At 71.9% G+C, this 16,662-nt stretch carries 17 protein-coding genes and 1 pseudogene; 9 read left to right on the top strand and 9 right to left on the bottom strand.

Going from position 1 to position 16,662, the window contains the following annotated elements; all coding sequences use genetic code 11:
* Positions 1 to 42 precede the first annotated feature (42 nt).
* Genes PKF00_RS17880 through PKF00_RS17895 form a run of 4 tightly spaced genes read left to right on the top strand, consistent with a single transcriptional unit; the run spans position 43 to position 3,485 of the window.
* Positions 43 to 999, top strand: coding sequence for an ABC transporter ATP-binding protein (locus PKF00_RS17880; protein ID WP_271218675.1), 957 nt, complete (start codon positions 43 to 45; stop codon positions 997 to 999).
* Positions 996 to 1,772, top strand: a complete 777-nt coding sequence (locus PKF00_RS17885) for an ABC transporter permease (protein WP_271218676.1) — start codon at positions 996 to 998, stop codon at positions 1,770 to 1,772. The genes PKF00_RS17880 and PKF00_RS17885 overlap by 4 nt, the downstream gene beginning before the upstream one ends.
* Before the next feature lie 10 nt (positions 1,773 to 1,782).
* Positions 1,783 to 2,883: a sensor histidine kinase gene (locus PKF00_RS17890; protein WP_271218677.1), complete on the top strand. Its 1,101-nt coding sequence runs from the start codon at positions 1,783 to 1,785 to the stop codon at positions 2,881 to 2,883.
* Positions 2,880 to 3,485 carry a response regulator transcription factor gene (locus PKF00_RS17895; RefSeq protein ID WP_271218678.1) on the top strand — a complete coding sequence of 202 codons (606 nt, stop codon included), beginning with the start codon at positions 2,880 to 2,882 and terminating at the stop codon, positions 3,483 to 3,485. Before PKF00_RS17890 ends, PKF00_RS17895 begins: the two co-directional genes overlap by 4 nt.
* Positions 3,486 to 3,604: 119 nt before the next feature.
* Here the strand turns inward: PKF00_RS17895 and npdG are convergent, their stop codons facing one another.
* Complete coding sequence (gene npdG, locus PKF00_RS17900) at positions 3,605 to 4,270, bottom strand: NADPH-dependent F420 reductase (protein ID WP_271218679.1); 666 nt, start codon at positions 4,268 to 4,270, stop codon at positions 3,605 to 3,607.
* A 122-nt stretch (positions 4,271 to 4,392) separates the two neighbouring features.
* On the opposite strand from npdG, the gene PKF00_RS17905 reads away from it, so the two are divergent.
* Entirely contained in the window at positions 4,393 to 4,971 is a 579-nt protein-coding gene (locus PKF00_RS17905; RefSeq protein ID WP_271218680.1) for a hypothetical protein, read from the top strand.
* Positions 4,972 to 5,100: 129 nt separating this feature from the next.
* Here PKF00_RS17905 and PKF00_RS17910 read toward each other — a convergent pair whose 3' ends face one another.
* Positions 5,101 to 6,051 carry a LysR family transcriptional regulator gene (locus PKF00_RS17910; RefSeq protein WP_271218681.1) on the bottom strand — a complete coding sequence of 317 codons (951 nt, stop codon included), beginning with the start codon at positions 6,049 to 6,051 and terminating at the stop codon, positions 5,101 to 5,103.
* 103 nt (positions 6,052 to 6,154) lie between these two features.
* Between PKF00_RS17910 and PKF00_RS17915 the strand changes: the two genes are divergently transcribed.
* Together PKF00_RS17915 and PKF00_RS17920 are read left to right on the top strand one after the other, a co-directional pair.
* On the top strand, positions 6,155 to 6,424 hold the full coding sequence (locus tag PKF00_RS17915; RefSeq protein ID WP_271218682.1) for a CBU_0592 family membrane protein: 270 nt from the start codon (positions 6,155 to 6,157) through the stop codon (positions 6,422 to 6,424).
* Positions 6,421 to 7,083 carry a cyclase family protein gene (locus PKF00_RS17920; protein WP_271218683.1) on the top strand — a complete coding sequence of 221 codons (663 nt, stop codon included), beginning with the start codon at positions 6,421 to 6,423 and terminating at the stop codon, positions 7,081 to 7,083. Before PKF00_RS17915 ends, PKF00_RS17920 begins: the two co-directional genes overlap by 4 nt.
* Before the next feature lie 58 nt (positions 7,084 to 7,141).
* Here PKF00_RS17920 and PKF00_RS17925 read toward each other — a convergent pair whose 3' ends face one another.
* Entirely contained in the window at positions 7,142 to 7,300 is a 159-nt protein-coding gene (locus PKF00_RS17925; RefSeq protein WP_271218684.1) for a hypothetical protein, read from the bottom strand.
* 270 nt (positions 7,301 to 7,570) lie between these two features.
* A complete protein-coding gene (locus PKF00_RS17930; protein ID WP_271218685.1) occupies positions 7,571 to 7,750 on the bottom strand; it encodes a hypothetical protein in 180 nt (59 codons plus the stop codon).
* Positions 7,751 to 7,795: 45 nt separating this feature from the next.
* On the opposite strand from PKF00_RS17930, the gene map reads away from it, so the two are divergent.
* The gene (map, locus tag PKF00_RS17935) at positions 7,796 to 8,644 is read left to right on the top strand and encodes a type I methionyl aminopeptidase (protein WP_271218686.1); all 849 of its coding nucleotides are present in this window, start codon (positions 7,796 to 7,798) and stop codon (positions 8,642 to 8,644) included.
* Between the two features lie 26 nt (positions 8,645 to 8,670).
* On the opposite strand, the gene PKF00_RS17940 is transcribed toward map, so the two are convergent.
* The 5 genes and pseudogenes from PKF00_RS17940 to PKF00_RS17960 all read right to left on the bottom strand — a co-directional run.
* Positions 8,671 to 9,078 carry a sensor histidine kinase gene (locus tag PKF00_RS17940; protein WP_271218687.1) on the bottom strand — a complete coding sequence of 136 codons (408 nt, stop codon included), beginning with the start codon at positions 9,076 to 9,078 and terminating at the stop codon, positions 8,671 to 8,673.
* A gap of 301 nt (positions 9,079 to 9,379) precedes the next feature.
* Positions 9,380 to 11,419, bottom strand: coding sequence for a bifunctional copper resistance protein CopD/cytochrome c oxidase assembly protein (locus tag PKF00_RS17945; RefSeq protein WP_271218688.1), 2,040 nt, complete (start codon positions 11,417 to 11,419; stop codon positions 9,380 to 9,382).
* Positions 11,416 to 12,057 (bottom strand): copper resistance CopC family protein, encoded by a 642-nt coding sequence (locus PKF00_RS17950; RefSeq protein ID WP_271218689.1) that lies wholly within the window; start codon positions 12,055 to 12,057, stop codon positions 11,416 to 11,418. The genes PKF00_RS17945 and PKF00_RS17950 overlap by 4 nt, the downstream gene beginning before the upstream one ends.
* 149 nt (positions 12,058 to 12,206) lie before the next feature.
* On the bottom strand, positions 12,207 to 13,499 hold the full coding sequence (locus PKF00_RS17955) for a helix-turn-helix domain-containing protein (protein ID WP_271218690.1): 1,293 nt from the start codon (positions 13,497 to 13,499) through the stop codon (positions 12,207 to 12,209).
* A gap of 237 nt (positions 13,500 to 13,736) precedes the next feature.
* A pseudogene (locus tag PKF00_RS17960) lies at positions 13,737 to 13,916 on the bottom strand (helix-turn-helix domain-containing protein); the annotation flags it as partial.
* A 454-nt stretch (positions 13,917 to 14,370) separates the two neighbouring features.
* On the opposite strand from PKF00_RS17960, the gene PKF00_RS17965 reads away from it, so the two are divergent.
* Complete coding sequence (locus PKF00_RS17965; protein WP_271218691.1) at positions 14,371 to 16,614, top strand: molybdopterin cofactor-binding domain-containing protein; 2,244 nt, start codon at positions 14,371 to 14,373, stop codon at positions 16,612 to 16,614.
* Positions 16,615 to 16,662: the final 48 nt, after the last annotated feature.

The raw sequence follows: 16,662 nt of genomic DNA on the forward strand, positions 1-16,662 counted from the left end.
TCCTCACTGTCCGGGCGGGTGGCGCGCCTCCATGCTCGAAGCATGGCAGCGATTCAGGTGAACGGACTCAGAAAGAGTTACGGGGACTTCACGGCCGTCAGGGACATCTCGTTCGAGGTCCCGCAGGGGGAGATCTTCGCCCTGCTCGGGCGCAACGGCGCGGGGAAGACGACGACGATGGAGGTGCTGGCGGGCTTCCAGGCGCCCGACGGGGGCCCCGGCGGAGGAACGGTGCGCGTGCTCGGCCTCGACCCGGTGAGGGATCGGGCCAGAGTGCGCAGAAGCGTCGGGATCATGCTGCAGGAGGCGGGGTTCTTCCCCGACCTGACCGTGGCGCAGACCGTGGACGCGTGGCGCGACTTCGTCGCCGCGCCCAGACCACGCGACGAGGCGCTGGAACTGACCTCCCTGGGGTCGAAGGCCGCCACCAGGGTGCGCCAGCTCTCCGGCGGGGAGAAGCGCCGCCTCGACCTGGCGCTGGCCATCCTGAGCAGGCCCGACGTGCTCTTCCTCGACGAGCCGACGACCGGGATGGATCCCGAGGCCCGCAGGAGGACCTGGGAGGTCATCCTGGACCTCGCCCGGCAGGGCACCACGATCCTGCTCACCACGCACTACCTGGAGGAGGCCCAGCGGCTGGCCTCCAGCATGGCGATCATGGATCGGGGACGGATCGTCGCGGGCGGCGGCATGGCCGAGACCCTGGCCGCCCAGACGGGGCGGGTCGCCTTCGACCTTCCCCTGTCGGTCGGCGTCGAGGAGCTGCCGGTTCCCGGCGCCACGCTGGAGGGCGGCACCGTCGTGTGCCGCGTCACCGAACCCGACCTGGCCGCCCAGACCCTGCTTGGCTGGGCGGGAGAGCGCGGCCTGCGCCTGCGCGGCCTGGAGGTCCGTACCGCGACGCTCGAGGACCTGTTCCTCGACCTGTCCGCCGACGAGAAGAACGACGAGAGGTCCGGCGAGAAGTCCGGCGAGAGGAACGAAAGGGAGGTGGTGTGACCGTGTCCGCACGCGACCTGGCGGTCCTCACCCGTTTCAGCGGCCGCCTGTTCTGGCGGGACCGCGCGGCGCAGAGCACCTCCGTGGGGCTGTTCCTCGGCCTGGGCATCGGGCTGCCGTTCCTGATGGACAGGCTGCGGCCGGGGCGCCCGGACTTCGTCGTGGACCAGCATGTGGGGGTGCTCACGATGGTCCTCGTCCTGGCGACGTTCGGCCAGATCACGATCACGCTCACCGCCCGCCGCGACCAGCTCCTGCTCAAGCGGATGCGGGCCACCGGGCTGGCCGACCGCGACATCCTCGGCGGGGAGGTCGCCAACCTCGTCGTGCAGGGCACCGGGCTGGCCGCCGTGGTCTCGGTGGCGTTGTACGCGCTGACGAGCCTGCCGGTGCCGCGTGACCCGCTGCTGTACCTGCTGGCCGTGGTCGCGGGCGCGGCCGTGCTGTGCCTGCTCGGCACGGCGTTCACGGCGGCCGTCCCGCGCGCCGAGCTCGCCGCCGTCATGAGCATGCCGGTCTTCCTCCTGTCGGGGTTCGGCGCGGGAGGCTTCGGCCCGCTCCTGCAGATGGCCCCCGAATGGGTGAGAGCGGTCTTCGAACTGCTGCCGAGCAGCGCCGTCGCCGAAGTGGCCCGTGTGGCCTACGCGGCGGACGGCAGCCTCGTCGGCGATCTCCAGGCGGCGGCCGTGCCGGCGCTGAAGCTGGCCGTCTGGGCGGCGGTCGGGCTGGCGGCGACCGCGCGCTGGTTCCGCTGGGAAATCCGAAGGCCATAGATTCTCTGACATGCGGATGAACCCCCAGCGCCTGGCCGTGGGCGTCGTCTACACCATCTCCATCGGTTTCACCGCCCCGCTCTTCGCCCTGACCAGGAACCCGCTGGAGGCCGTGTCGGTGGCCGTCGCCGCGGCCGCCTTCCTGGTCCCGCACCACCTGCAGCTGCGGGACGCGCTGCGCGGAAGGGAACGGCGGGGCGTCCCGGTCGCCCTGATCGTCCAGATCGCGGTCACCTACGCGGCGGTCCCGTTGCTGTCCTCGCTGTCGCCCTTCGTCGGCTACAACTGGGCGTCGAGCATGCAGACGATCCTGGCGGCGGCGGTGCTCGTCAGACTGAGGGCGAGGTTCGCCGTCCCCGTCGTGGCGGTGATCGGCGCGATCGACGTGTGGCTCGGGCTCCTGGTGTCGGACGGCAATCTCGCGCTGGCCCTCTACAACCTGGTCACGGTCGTGGTGACGGGCGGCGTGATCTACGGGGCGGTGCGGCTGGTCGTCGTCAGCAGGGAGCTGGAGCAGGCCAGGACGGAGCTGGCGGAGGCCGCGGTGCTGCGGGAACGGCTGCGGATCTCGCGGGACCTGCACGACGGCCTGGGCAGCACCCTGACCGCCGTCGCGCTCAAGGGCGACCTGGCGCGCAGGCTCGTCGAGAGCGATCCGCAGGCGGCGAAGGCGGAGCTGGCCGAGCTGGCCGCCGTGGCCAGGGAGGCGGCACAGGAGGTACGGCAGGTGGCCAGGGGCTACCGGGAGATGTCGCTGACGGAGGAGGTGCACCGGGCGGTCGCGCTCCTCGAGGCCTCGGGGGTGAGCTGCCAGACCAACCTCGCCGACCTCGCGGTGTCCCGCCCCGTCGACGAGGCGCTCGCCTGGGCGGTGCGCGAGGGGGTCACCAACGTCGTACGGCACAGCCACGCGACGACCTGCTCGATCAGCACCTCGGCACGCGAGGGCGTCGTCCGGCTCGAACTGGTCAACGACCGGGCGCGCGGGGGTTCGGCCGGCGGCAACGGGCTGACGGGGCTGCGGGAACGGGTGGCCGACCTGGGCGGCGTGGTCAGCGCCGAGCGGACGGACGGCGGCGGTTTCCGGTTCGCGATGGAGGTGCCCGCGTGATCAGGGTGCTGCTCGCCGAGGACATGCACATGATCAGGGCGGCGCTCGTCGCGTTGCTGCGGCTCGAGCCGGACATCGAGGTGGTCGCCGAGGTCACCCGGGGCGACGAGATCGTCTCCGCGGCGCTGCGGACCGGCCCGGACGTCGCGGTGCTGGACATCGAACTGCCGGGCGTCGACGGCATCACCGCCTCCGTGGAGCTGCGGGAGCGGCTGCCCGCCTGCCGGGTGCTGGTGCTCACCGCGATGGGCCAGCCGGGTCAGGTGCGCAGGGCGCTGACGGAGGGCATCGAGGCGTTCCTGGTCAAGGACGCCCCGGGCGACCGCCTGGCGGACGCGATCCGCCGCACCGCCCAGGGACTGCGGGTGCTGGACCCCGAGCTCGTCGCCACCGCCATCGAGTACGGCGCGAGCCCGCTGACCCCCAGGGAGGCGACCGTGCTCAGGGAGGCCGCGCGGGGCGCCCCGGCGGAGGAGATCGCCGCGCGACTGCACCTGTCGGCGGGAACGGTCCGCAACTACCTGACCGGGGCGATCACCAAGACCGGCGCCCGCAACAAGATCGACGCCATCAGGATCGCCCAGGACGTGGGCTGGATCTGAACACCGCGCCCGGAGTCCTCGCCGGGCCGGACGCCGCCCCTGGGGCCGGCCCGCCGGGAGCCCTCGGCGCGGAGAGCGCCGAGGACGGTGCGGGGCCCGGCTCCGAGGTGGTCGCGGGGTCAGACGTCGGTGACGCGGAATCCGGCGTGGGCCTTGTAGCGGCGGTTGACGGAGATGAGGTTGGCGGTCAGCGCCTCGACCTGGTGGGCGTTGCGCAGGCGACCGCCGTACACACCCCTGACACCGGCGATCCGGCCCGCCAGCGCCTGCACGGTGTCGGTGGCCTCGCGGTCGTCGCCGAGGACGAGCACGTCCAGGTCGACCTCGTCGACCTCCGGGTCCAGCAGCAGGACGGCGGAGACGTGGTGGAAGGCGGCGACGACCCGGCTGTCCGGCAGGACCGCCGCGGCCTGCTGGGCGGCGCTGCCCTCCTCGACGGGCAGAGCGTACGCGCCCTGCTTGTCGAAGCCCAGCGGGTTCACGCAGTCGATGACGATCTTCCCTGCCAGTTCGGCGCGCAGGGACTCGAGGGTGGACTTGTGGCCGTCCCACGGGATCGCCACGATCACCACGTCGGCTTCGGCCGCCACGGTCGCGTTGTCCGCGCCCCGGACCGCCTCGCCGATGCCCGCCGCCGCCTCCTGGGCGCGCTCGGCACTGCGCGAGCCGATCAGCACCGGGTTCCCCGCGAGGGCGAACCTCCTGGCCAGTCCCTTGCCCTGGTCACCGGTGCCGCCCAGGATTCCGATCGAGATTCCGCTTACGTCCGGAATGTCAGTGCTCACTGATCGCTCCCCGTCATTTCTGCCGTGTGTGGCCGGACTCGATCGGCCCTGTCATCTGTCCAGATGATGCCAGGGCCGCGTTCCGCGAGTCATCCCGGGGTGACTGAGGCACCATGAGGGTCATGGACGCTCGCTCCGTGGCACTCCTGCGTGAGATTCTGGCCTCGACCGGCTGGATCGAGCGCACCCGTGAGTTCGGCCTCGCCCTGCGCGCGACGCGGTCGCCGGGCGGGCTTCTGGTGGTCGGCACCCCGCAGGAGGAGCCCTGGCACCTGACCGCGCACCTGAGCGACGAGGCCAGGCTCGCCGGGCTGCCGCAGCTCGCCCCGACGCTGGTGCGCTGGACGCCCGCCCCCGACGCGCCCGCGCACCTGCGCGTCGGGCTGGAACGGATCGAGCAGGCCAGGCGGGGCGAGACGCTGTTCGTCGTGACCGAGGAGCGGGCCCCCGAGCCCCTGCTGGAGCGGGTGGGCGACGCCCGGCGCGTCGGGGCGACCGTCCTGGCGCTGGACGGCGGCGACCCCGACCTCGAGGGCCTCGCCCACGACGCGCTGGCGATCCCCGAGCGGGGGCCGCTCTCCTTCGACGGCGCCCAGCACCTGATCAGCCTGGCGGCGGGCGAGACCGACCGGCGCCCGGGTCTGCGTGACCGCCTGGCCCGGCTGCTGGACCGGGTCAGCGGCCCCCGGGTCCCCGACTGACGCCGCGAGAACGCCCGCCGGGCGCCGCGCGCCGGTCCGCCCGCGCCCGCCGCGCACACACGCGAGGGACACCGCGCCGGGCCCTTGACGGACACGCCGGACACACCGAACACGCCGGACAACCGTGCCTCACCCCGCGCCGTGGGCCTGCCGGCGCTCCCCCAGTCGTGCCACCAGGCCGTCCGCCGCCTCCCTGAGCGCGGCGATGACCACGGCCTGCACCGGGCCCGGCTCTCCGGAGCGGGCGCGGCTGACGCGGGTCACGACGTTGAGGCTGCGAGCGCCGACACTCGGAATGTCGGTGACCACGACCTCACCCGCGGGAAGCTCCAGCAGGGCCAGCGACGGAACGATCGCCACCCCGTGTCCCGCCGCGACCATGGCGAGGGCCGGCGGGAACTCCTCGATGACGTGGACCCTGCGCGGGGTGAACCCGTGCAGGGCGGCCAGCCTGTTCAGCGCGTGCCCGCACGCCTGGTCGGACGGCCCCGCGATCCAGGGCACGCCGCCCAGGTCGGTGACGTCGCGCGGGACGTCCGGCCAGCCCGGAGGCGCCACGATGCGGTACTCGTCCACGTAGAGGGGATGGGAGACGGTCGACGACTGCGCGGAGGCGGGCCTGTCGGCGTCCTGCTCGGTGATGGCCAGGTCGACCCCGCCGAGCCGGAGCTCCTGCAGCGCGGGCGCGCCGTACAGCTCGTGGACGCGCGGCGTGACCTGGGGGTGGCGTTCGGCCAGCGTCGTCAACGCGGGCAGCACCAGGTGCCGGATGGCCGTGGGGAACGCGGCGATCGTCACCGGCCCGGCCAGCAGTTCGGTGAACCTGGTCAGCTCCCGTCTGGCCTCGCCGAGCTCCTCCTCGACCCGTTCGGCGTATCCCGCCAGGACCCGGCCCGCGGGGGTGAGCGCGACCCGCCGCTGCGAGCGGTCGATGAGCGCCAGCCCCACCTCCCGTTCCAGCTGGGCGAGCTGCTGGGAGACCGCGGAGGCGGTCAGGTGAAGGGCTTCGGCCGCGCGCATGACCCCGCCGCGGCGTGCGACCTCGTGAAGCACCAGCAGTCGCCGAGGATCGATTTCCATACAGCTCAGCTTACGCACCTCTTTAGAAGACTTTATTTGCGCTTCAGGGTGATGACTGAGGACCATGAGGACATGAGCGCTTTCCGAACTGAAAGGTGATCCGATGTCCCTGTTCGTCGATCTCCTCGGCTGGGCCGGCGCCGCGCTCATGCTGTACGGCTACGCCATGGTGTCCTCGTCCCGGATGGCCGGGGACGGCATGCCGTACCAGATCGTCAACCTTGTCGGGGCGATCGCCCTGATGATCAACACGGCCTACCACTCCGCCTGGCCCTCGGCGATCCTCAACGTCGTCTGGGGGGTGATCGGCCTGGTGGCCGTCACGAGGACGGTCACGGCCCGCAACAGAAAGAAGACAGTGAGCCTCCCGTGACCCGGCTGATCGAACTGAGCCACCGCATCACCGACGGCATGCGCACCTATCCGGGCGTTCCCGGCCCCCGGCTCGGGGTGCACCTGAGCCGGGAGGCCTCCCGCGAGGTCTACGCCCCCGGCACCGAGTTCCACATCGGCACCGTCGAACTGGTCGCCAACACCGGCACCTACCTCGACACCCCCTACCACCGCTATCCGGCCGGACCCGACCTGTCGGGGGTGCCGCTCGAGGCGATCGCCGACCTGCCGGGGCTGGTCGTGCGGGCCGAGGGGCTGCGCTCCGTGGGGCTCGACCGGTTCGCCGGTCTGGACGTGCGCGGCAGGGCCGTGCTCGTCCAGACCGGCTGGGACCGGCACTTCGGCGCCGAGGCGTACTTCCAGGGCCACCCCTACCTCGAACCCGAGGCGGCGCGGTGGCTGACCGAGCAGGGGGCGGCCCTCGTCGGGATCGACTCGCTGAACATCGACGACACCCCGCCGCGCGGCGAGCGCCCCGCGCACACGCTGCTGCTCGGCGCGGGGATCCCGATCGTCGAGCACATGACCGGCCTGGCCGCGCTCCCCGACACCGGGTTCCGCTTCCACGCCGCTCCCCCGATGATCACGGGCATGGGCACCTTCCCGGTCCGCGCCTACGCGGTCGTGGACGACCGCTGACGCCGCCCGCCCCAATCCTGTCCCGCGGATCGTCGGCGGGGAGCCCCACCGGCTTCCACTACCCGTCGTGGAAGGCCTCCGCCTCGCCCTCGTCGATGACGGGGACCTCCTCGTCGGAGTGCACGTGTACCGGCACCACCTCTCCGGCGGCGAGATATTCGAAGTTCAGCACCGGATCCTTGACGTATCCGCCGTCGGGGCGGACAGGATCGAGCACCAGGGAGTAACGGGAATTCGGTTGGAAACAGGTGCTCCGGCTTCTGGGGGCAGGTCTTTCTCGGCGTGGAAGGACGTGGCGCCCCGTGAGGTCGGAGCAGCCCGGTGAATGTCCGGCGGCGGGATTCTCGCCGCGCCGTCGATCGCGTCGTCCTCGAAGGACGTGGCGACGGCGCAGCGCGGCGGGCGGCCGGGGCGGGGCGTCTCTGGCGGCCGTCACCCACGACCGGCCGGCCCCGCCGTCGGCAACTGAAGATCTACGGGACAGGGCCTAATCGCCGTCCCAGGCCTTGTCCTCCTCCCGCCACGCCTCGTTGCGCTCGGCCGCGGTCTTCAGCGCGTTGGCCGCGGCCTCGCGGGTGGGGTAGGGACCCATCCGGTCCTTGTTGGGACAGCCCTCGTCGGGCTCGACGGCCATATGGGTCAGACAGAACCACCACTGATCGCTCATGTGAGCAATCCTGCCCAGTGAGAAGCGCAACTAGACTGGGGGACCATGACGACAGTGCTCCAGCCCGGGCGGATCTCGCCCATTCGCAAGGTCCCTGCCCACATCGAGCGGCCGGAGTACGTCGGGAAGAAATCCCCGAAGACCGGAGAGCCCGACGTCAAGACGCCCGAGATCATCGAGCGGATGCGGGTCGCGGGCAAGCTGGCCGCTCAAGCCCTGGAGGAGGTCGGCAGGCACGTCGCGCCCGGCGTCACGACCGACGAGCTCGACCGCATCGGCCACGAGTTCCTCTGCGACCACGGGGCCTACCCCAGCACGCTCGGCTACCGGGGTTACCCCAAGTCGCTGTGCACCTCGATCAACGAGGTGATCTGTCACGGCATCCCGGACGACACCGTGCTGCGCGACGGCGACATCGTCAACGTCGACATCACCGCGTTCATCGGCGGGGTGCACGGCGACACCGACGCCACCTTCCTGGTCGGCGAGGTGGACGAGGAGTCCAGGCTGCTGGTCGAGCGCACCCGCGAGGCCACCAACCGGGCCATCAAGGCCGTCGCGCCGGGACGCCAGCTCAACGTGGCGGGCCGCGTCATCGAGGCCTACGCCAAGCGGTTCGGCTACGGCGTGGTCCGTGACTTCACCGGTCACGGCATCGGCACCACGTTCCACTCGGGGCTGATCGTCCCGCACTACGACGACCCGTCGCTGTCGGTCACGCTGGAGCCCGGTATGACCTTCACCATCGAGCCCATGCTGACGCTCGGCACGATCGACTACGAGATCTGGCCCGACGGCTGGACCGCCGTGACCAAGGACCGCAAGCGGACCGCCCAGTTCGAGCACACCATCCTGGTCACGGAGACCGGCCACGAGATCCTGACGTCGCCCTGACCCCGCCGCCCGGGCGGCGGGGCCGGCTAGCCCGCGTGGGGGACGGCGCCGGTGACGGTCGTCCCCTCTCCGGGGACGCTGTTGACGCTGAGCGTGCCGCCGACGTCGGCGAAGTGGGCGCGCATGGCGGCGACGCCCCGGCCCGCCGCCTGTCCCGAGAAGCCCGCGCCGTCGTCGCTCACCGTCATGCGCAGCCCCGTGGGCCCCAGGGTCACCGCCACGGAGACCACGCGGGCCCTGCTGTGCAGCTCGACGTTGGACAACGCCTCACCCAAGGCCACCAGGACGGCCCTGGCGATCCTGGCAGGCACGTCGCGGCCGGGCAGCGCCCAGATCTCGACCACGATCCCGGTGCTCTCCGCCCACTCGGTCAGATGCTCCTCGAGAGCCTGGGCAAGGCTGCGGCCCGCGCGCATGTCGAGTTCTTTGGCCACTGCTCAACCCTCCTGCCGCAGATGGCAGCCACCGGCCCCCCGACCGAACACGTGACCTGTACGTGACTGGGCGTGGCGCGCGACGACCAGGCGCTGCACCCGCTGCGGTGATGCCAGACCCCCTGCCTTACAGGTTACCGGGAGGTGGCCGCGGCGAGGCTGGAAGATAGGAGGGCGTGGCGGTGGGGCCACTCGGCTTCGCCGTCCGGCGCTGGTATCCGGCCTCCCCACGGGATCCCGCCCCCGGGATCCCGGGCCTGCCCCGGCCCGCCGCGCCGGACGCCCCGGCGGTCCGGACGGGTTACTCGGTGCGGTCGCGCTTGCTGAGCTTGGCCAGGTAGTCGTTGTAGGCGTCGAGCTGCACGTCGCCGGTGCCGCCCGTGCGGGCCGCGAGAGCGTCGGCCCTGCGGTCGGCCCTGCGGGCCTTGCGGTCGTCGTCACGCCACCACTGGAAGGCCAGTGCGATCAGCACGATCAGCGTCGGGATCTCGCCGAAGCCCCAGGCGATGGCGCCGCCGGTCTGCTGGTCGGAGATCGCGGAGGCGCCCCAGGTGCGGCCGAGCTGGTCGTACCATTCGGAGGCGAGCACGGTTCCCATGCTCATCAGCGCGATCCCGAAGAACGCGTGGAACGGCATCGTGACGAACAGGACGATCAGCCGGGCCACGTGCGGCAGCTTGTGGGGGGCGGGGTCCACCCCGATGATCACCCAGAAGAACAGACAGCCGCTGAGCAGGAAGTGCACCGTCATGGCGATGTGGCCGAGGTGCTCCTCCATCGCGGAGGTGAACAGCGGGGTGAAGTACAGCGCGTAGGTCGAGACCACGAAGATCGCGGTGGCGATCGCCGGATGGGAGACGAACCGGACGAACCTGCTGTGCAGGATCGTGGTCAGCCACTCTCGGGGGCCTCGGTCGCCCCTGCGGGCCGCGGGCTTGAGCGCGCGCAGCGCGAGGGTGACGGGGGCCCCGAGCACCAGGAAGATCGGCACCAGCATGGACAGCGTCATGTGCTCGGCCATGTGCGCGCTGAACAGCACCTTGGCGTAGCGGGAGACGCCGGTCTGGGTGGCGAGCAGCATGATCAGCAGGCCGGTGAACCAGGCGATGGTACGGCCGACGGGCCAGGAGTCGCCGCGCCTGGCGAGCCGTACGACTCCGGCGAGGTAGAACCCGCCGAGCAGCGCGATGAGCGTGCCCGAGAACAGGTCGAACCACCACAGCGAGGCCAGGTTGGCCAGGGAGATCTCCGGCGGCATGGGGTAGCCGAGCAGGTCGAAGACGGGGTCGACCCGCAGGGCGGGAGGCGGGGCGGTGCGGGCGAGCGCGACGGCCAGGCCGACGGTCGCGAACATGATGAGGATCTCGCAGGAGGCGAACCGGAAGAACGCCCTCGGCACACCGGCGGCGAGCTGGGGAAGCGTGCGCTTCCTGTGCCACCAGCCGAAGACGCCGAGCAGCGCGAACGCCGCGGTCTTGGCCAGCAGCAGCAGGCCGTAGGCGGAGGTGAACAGCTCGGAGATCGAGCTGAGCCGCGCCAGGACGCTGAACAGGCCCGACAGTCCGACGGCGACGAAGCACCACAGGGCCATCGAGGAGAACCTGGTGGCGGCGATCTCCAGGGAGGACTGGCCGCGCAGCGCGTGGACGCAGAGCGCGGCCAGACCGCCGACCCACAGGGCGAGGACGATCAGGTGCACCGCGACGCCCGTGGTGGCGAGGTCGTGGTTGGGTGAGGAGGCGGTGTGCCCGGTCAGCGCCGGAGGCAGCAGGGTGGCCAGGGCCAGCACCAGCAGCGCGCCGCTCGCGCCCACGGTGATCGCGCCCCGGGCGAACAGCGCGATCGCCACGGAGAACAGCACCACGAGGGTGAGCGCGATGCCCTGGGAGACCTGGCTGGCGAAGCTGGTGAGCTCGTTGCCGCCGAGCACGTCGAGGACGGGCATGCCGAGCGCGTCGGAGAGGCTGAAGACCATCGTCGCGGCCGCCGCCAGGGCCCAGGCGAGCGCGAGCCAGGAGGCGGCCTTGACGTAGACGAGCGCGGGCTTGCCCAGCAGGCCCTTGTCGCTGGGCAGGAAGACGGTGGCGGCCAGCAGCGTGCCCACGGTGAGCACGCCCGCGACGTCCATCGCCAGCTTCGCCAGGGGCAGGCCCCAGCGGGTGAGCGCGCCCTCGTCGGGCAGGCCGGGAATGACGCGCGGGGCCGCGGAACCTCCGGCGATCATGGCGATCACCAGGGCGGCGACGGCGGCGGCGACGGCCGCGAGCGCGAGCTTGGCCGTCCTGCCGTTCCCCTCGCGCTCGGCCAGCGCGGCCTTGGCCGTCTGCTCCTGCCTGTTCACTGGTTCTTCTTGTTTCGCAGGCTGAAGAACAGGCCGATGCCGACGCCGGTCAGCCCGCCGATCACCAGCCACACCCAGCCGGGCACGCCGCCCGATGACTGTGAGGCGTCGGACGCCTGGGCCGCCGGGGCCTGGCCGACCGGGGACGCGTCCGCCGCGGTCTCCGTGGAGGCGGGGGACGCGGAGGGCGACGGAGACGCCGGGGACGCCGGGGACTCGGTGGGCGGAGCCGTGCCGGCCTCGGAGGAGCTCTCGGCCGGGGTGGGCTTGTCCGAGCCGACCAGGGTGAAGGGGATCTCCCCCTCGATCGGGTGGCCGTCCGAGGAGACCACCCGGTAGGCGATGACGTATCCGCCGGGCGGAAGGTCGCCCTTGAGCTTCTGGGTGACCACCTCCCCGTCGACGGACGGCTTTCCGTCCTGGTAGGCGGTGTTGTCGGAGGTGTGCACGACGACGGTCGGGAAGCGGACCTTCGAGCTGAAGGTCAGCTTCACCTCGTCGAGGCTCTCGACCTTGGCCCCCTTCGCGGGGTCGCTGCTTCTGAGCGTGTCGTGGGCCAGGGCCGGCGAGGCGAAGGCCGTACCGAGGACGAGGGCGGCGAGGAGCGCGAGAGCTACCGCGACAGGGGAAGTCTTCATGGCACCCTCAAGGCTACCGACGCCGTCATGCGGTCCCTACCTCCCTGCCCCGATCACGCCGTGAACGTGCCCGGCGCCGCTGGGAGGACGCCGTCCCACCTCGTGCCCGCCCGCGGACCGCGCGCCCGGTCCGCGGGTGGCACACGGTTCTACAGCCCCACGCAGGCCAGGGCTCGCTTGTAGGCGTCCACGCTGCGGTCAGGCGCGTCGATGCGCTCCAGGACCCGCGCGGCCGTCAGCCACGAGTGGGCGGTGGATCTGGTCGCGGGCAGCTGGTCCAGGGCCTCGGTCGCCGCCTCCAGCTCGTGCAGGGCCTGCTCCTGGCCGTGCAGCTCCGCCAACGTCTGGCCGTACAGGAGGCGCGCCTCCATCTGCAGCATCCTGGGCATCCCGTCGAGCATGTCGCAGACGGCCTTGATGTGCTCTCCGGCCCGGTGGGGGTTGCCGAGCAACAGCTCGGCGCGGGCGAGGTTCATCGCGCAGCGCATCTTGGCCATGGGGTTGGCGTAGCTCTCCGACAGCTCCTTCTCCACCTTCGTCAGCAGCTCACGCCACGCGCCCGCCTGCATGGGCCGCGCGGTCAGCATGACCTGGGCGTAGTCGCCGCCGAGCGTGGCCAGCCTGCGGGGGTCGCCGTACTCGGACTGGATGGCCAGCGCGCGCTCCACATGGGCGACCGCCTCGTCGCCGTGCCCGTTCTCGACCAGGACGATGGCCGCGCCCCAGTGCGCCAGAGTGAGCGCCTGCGGGGTGCCGAGCGCCTCGGCGGCGGCGAGCAGCTCGTCGGAGAACTGGCGGGCCCGCAGCAGGTCGCCGCGCTCGATGTAGGCGGCCAGCAGCTGGCCGCCCAGCCTCATCAGGCCGTCGTTCCAGGCCGGCCGGACCGCTCCACCGAGGATCTGCTCGACGACGTTCACCGCCTGGGCCAGATCCCCCTGCTCCCGGTAGCAGCGCGAGAGCGCGACGGCGACGGCGACGTGACGGTCGGGGGTCATCGTGGCGGGGTCGTTCTCGCGGAGCCCGTTCAGCAGGGCCAGCGCGCCGTCCAGGTCGCCACAGGCCTCGGTCGCCAGGGCCAGGCCGTACTCGGCGTCCTGCCTCAACTGGGGCAGGCCCGCCAGGCCGCTGTCGGCGAGGAGCTCGGCGTAGCGCGTGCGCGCCTCGCCGACCTCGCCGTTCTCCATGGCCAGCCGGGCGTATCCGAGGCCGAGCTCGATCTCCTGCATCTGCTCGGCGGTCACGCCGTTGATCAGGTAGGTGAGGGAGCAGTCGAGCTTCTCCGCCAGCAGTTCGAGGACGGCGGGGGTGGGAGTGCGTTTGCCGCTCTCGATCAGAGAGACATAACTGTCGGACAGCTCCGGATGGGCGAGTTGCGCCTGGGAAAGACCCCGTTGACGACGGACGGTCTTGATGCGTTGCCCCACCAAGTCTTGACCAGCCACGTTACCCCTTGAAAGATATCGTTCGAGCAGCAGAACCCACGACAGGAGCCTCCCCCGTGCGCCGACGCCTCGCTTTGTCTGCCCTCGCCGTACTATTTACGGCCACATTTGCAGCCACGAGCAATGCTACGACCGCTAGTGCCGATTCGTCTGCCCCCTCACAGCCTGCCAGTCAGTATTCTTTGCAGCACAACCTGGAGAACAGGACCAACTGGAACTATCCCGACTAAGGGCGGGTCAGTGCGCCTGTAAAGCAAGGAACAGGTCGACACGGTCCGCCATCGTGGAGAGATCCCGTCCGGTGAGTTCGTCCACCCTGCGGATGCGGTAGCGGGCCGTGTTGACGTGCGCGTGCAGCCGTTCGGCGCAGGCGTTCCAGGAGCCGCCGTGGCCGAGGAACGCGCCGAGCGTCCGCACCGGCGCCGCCGAACCCGCCGGCGTCGCGCTCCCCCGATCGAAACCCGGGTTCCGGCCATCCCCACCGCCGGCGCGCGCTCCGGCCCCGGTGTCTCGCCCGTCGTGTCCTCAGCCGACGGCACCGCTCCCTCCGCGCCCTTTCTTGACTCCCCCTGCCCAGCTTCATCCGGGTTCCTCGCGTGTTTCTCCGCTGCGGCTCCGGCTTCGCGCCCGCCGCCGACCCGCCCCTCCTCCTCCATCATGGCCCGTTCGAACGCGATGTGGGCTTCCGGCTCGGATCCCGGCCCGGCCTCTTTCCTGCGGGTCTCCGCCGCAGGCCCGCGCCGGACCGGGTCACGCACCGTGTGGCCGGCCGAACCCGCTGCCTGGCAGGACCGCAGGAACCGCCGTGAGGCTCGGCACATCTTTGGCCGTGTCCACCATTCCCCACTCTGACCTGGGCTGATGTACTGCTGTGGTGAGCGATGTCCAGACCTGGCGGCAGCGGCTCGAGTGGGGAGTCGGCGCGAACGCGCCGCGTCCCGACGGGACGCTGAAGGTGACGGGTGAGTTCGCCTACTCCTCCGACCTGTACCTCGCGGACATGATCTGGGGGGTGACGCTGCGCAGTCCGCACCCGTCGGCGTGGATCCGTTCCGTCGACGTCGGCCCCGCGCTGGCCATGCCGGGCGTCTTCGCGGCGCTCACCCACGAGGACGTCCCCGGTGAGAAGTTCTACGGCCTCGAGCTCAGGCACCAGCCGGTGCTGGCCGTCGACCAGGTCCGTTACCAGGGCGAGCCCGTGGCGCTCGTCGCCGCCGACCATCCCGAGCGGGCCAGACGGGCGGCCGGGGCGATCGTGGTCGACTACGAGGTCCGCGAGGCGGTCGTCGACCCGCGCAGGGCCGCCTTCGACCCCTCGTGCCCCAGCGTCCACGAGGGCGGCAACGTGCTGCGCCACCAGCCGGTCCGGGTCGGCTCCGACCTCGGGGCGCCCGTGGTCGTCACCGGGGAGTACGAGGTCGGCATGCAGGACCAGGCCTTCCTCGGCCCGGAGTCGGGGCTCGCCGTGCCCGCGGAGGACGGCGGGGTCGACCTGTTCGTCGCCACCCAGTGGCTGCACGTCGACCGCGACCAGATCGCGCCGTGCCTGGGACTCGAACCCGAGCGGGTACGCCTGACGCTGGCCGGGGTCGGCGGCGCGTTCGGCGCGAGGGAGGACCTGTCCATGCAGGTCCACGCCTGCATGCTGGCGCTGCGCACCGGCAGGCCCGTGAAGATCGTCTACAACCGCGAGGAGTCGTTCTTCGGCCACGTGCACCGGCATCCGGCCAGGATGCGCTACGAGCACGGCGCGACCGAGGACGGCAGGCTGCTCTACGTCAGGGCGGAGATCCTGCTCGACGGCGGCGCCTACTGCTCCTCCTCCCCCGCCGTGGTCGGCAACGCCGCCTCGCTCGGCGTCGGCCCCTACGAGGTGCCCAACATCCACCTGGACGCCTACGGCGTCTACACCAACAACCCGCCGTGCGGCGCCATGCGCGGTTTCGGCGCGGTGCAGGCCTGCTACGCCTACGAGTCGCAGATGGACAGACTCGCCGAGGCGTGCGGCGTCTCCCCCGTCGAGATCCGCGTCCGCAACGCGGTCTCCCAGGGCTCGAAGCTGGCCACCGGGCAGGTCGTCGACTCCCCCGCCCCGCTGGCCGGCATGCTGCGCGGGCTCGCCGCCCAACCGCTGCCGGCCGCCTCGGGCGGAGGGCCACTGGACATGCCGGGCGGCGTCGCGCAGACCACCAGGGGCGAGGGCGTGCGGCGCGGCGTCGGGTACGCCGTCGGCATCAAGAACATCTGCTTCTCCGAGGGCTTCGACGACTACTCGACCGCCAGGGTGCGGGCGGAGCTGCTCGGCGGCGAGCCGCACGTCCTGGTGCACACGGCGGCGGCCGAGGTCGGCCAGGGGCTGGTGACGATCCAGGAGCAGATCGCCAGGACCGAGCTGGGCGTCGACCGGGTGACGGTCGCGCAGGCGGACACGACGGTCGGCTCCGCGGGGTCCTCCTCGGCCTCCCGGCAGTCCTACGTCACCGGCGGCGCGGTCAAGGCGGCGTGCGAGGCCGTGCGCGCGCGGCTCGACGCGCTGCGGGAGGGCGGGCTCTCCCTGGTCGAGGCGCTGGAACTGGCGGGCGCCGTCGAGGAGACCAGACGCTACCGTCACCGCCCCACCTTCCCGATGGACCCGGTCACCGGGCAGGGCGACTCCCACGCGCAGCTGGCGCTGTGCGTGCACCGCGCTGTCGTGGACGTGGACGTGGAGCTGGGCCTGGTCAAGGTCGTCGAGCTGGCGGCCGTACAGGACGTGGGGAGGGTCCTGAACCCGCTCGCCCTGGAGGGGCAGATCCACGGCGGCTCCGCGCAGGGGCTGGGGCTGGCGTTGATGGAGGAGATCCAGGTCACGGGCGGGCGGGTGCTCAATCCGTCCTTCACCGACTACCTGATCCCCACGATCCTCGACATGCCGCCCATGCGGCTCACGATCCTGGAGAACCCCGACCCGCACGCCCCCTACGGCCTGCGCGGGGCCGGCGAGCCCTCCACGCTGTCGTCGACCCCCGCCGTGGCCGCCGCCGTACGGGCCGCGACCGGCCTGCCGCTGACCCGCGTGCCCATCCGGCCCCACGACATCGCGCTGCCTCCTTCGACATCACGCCGAATCTCATGAGATCGCGCCGACGGGGGTAGGAACGGATCATCCCCCGCAGGCGAGGGG

Source organism: Streptosporangium carneum (assembly GCF_027922005.1).
In the GTDB taxonomy this organism is placed as follows: domain Bacteria; phylum Actinomycetota; class Actinomycetes; order Streptosporangiales; family Streptosporangiaceae; genus Streptosporangium; species Streptosporangium carneum.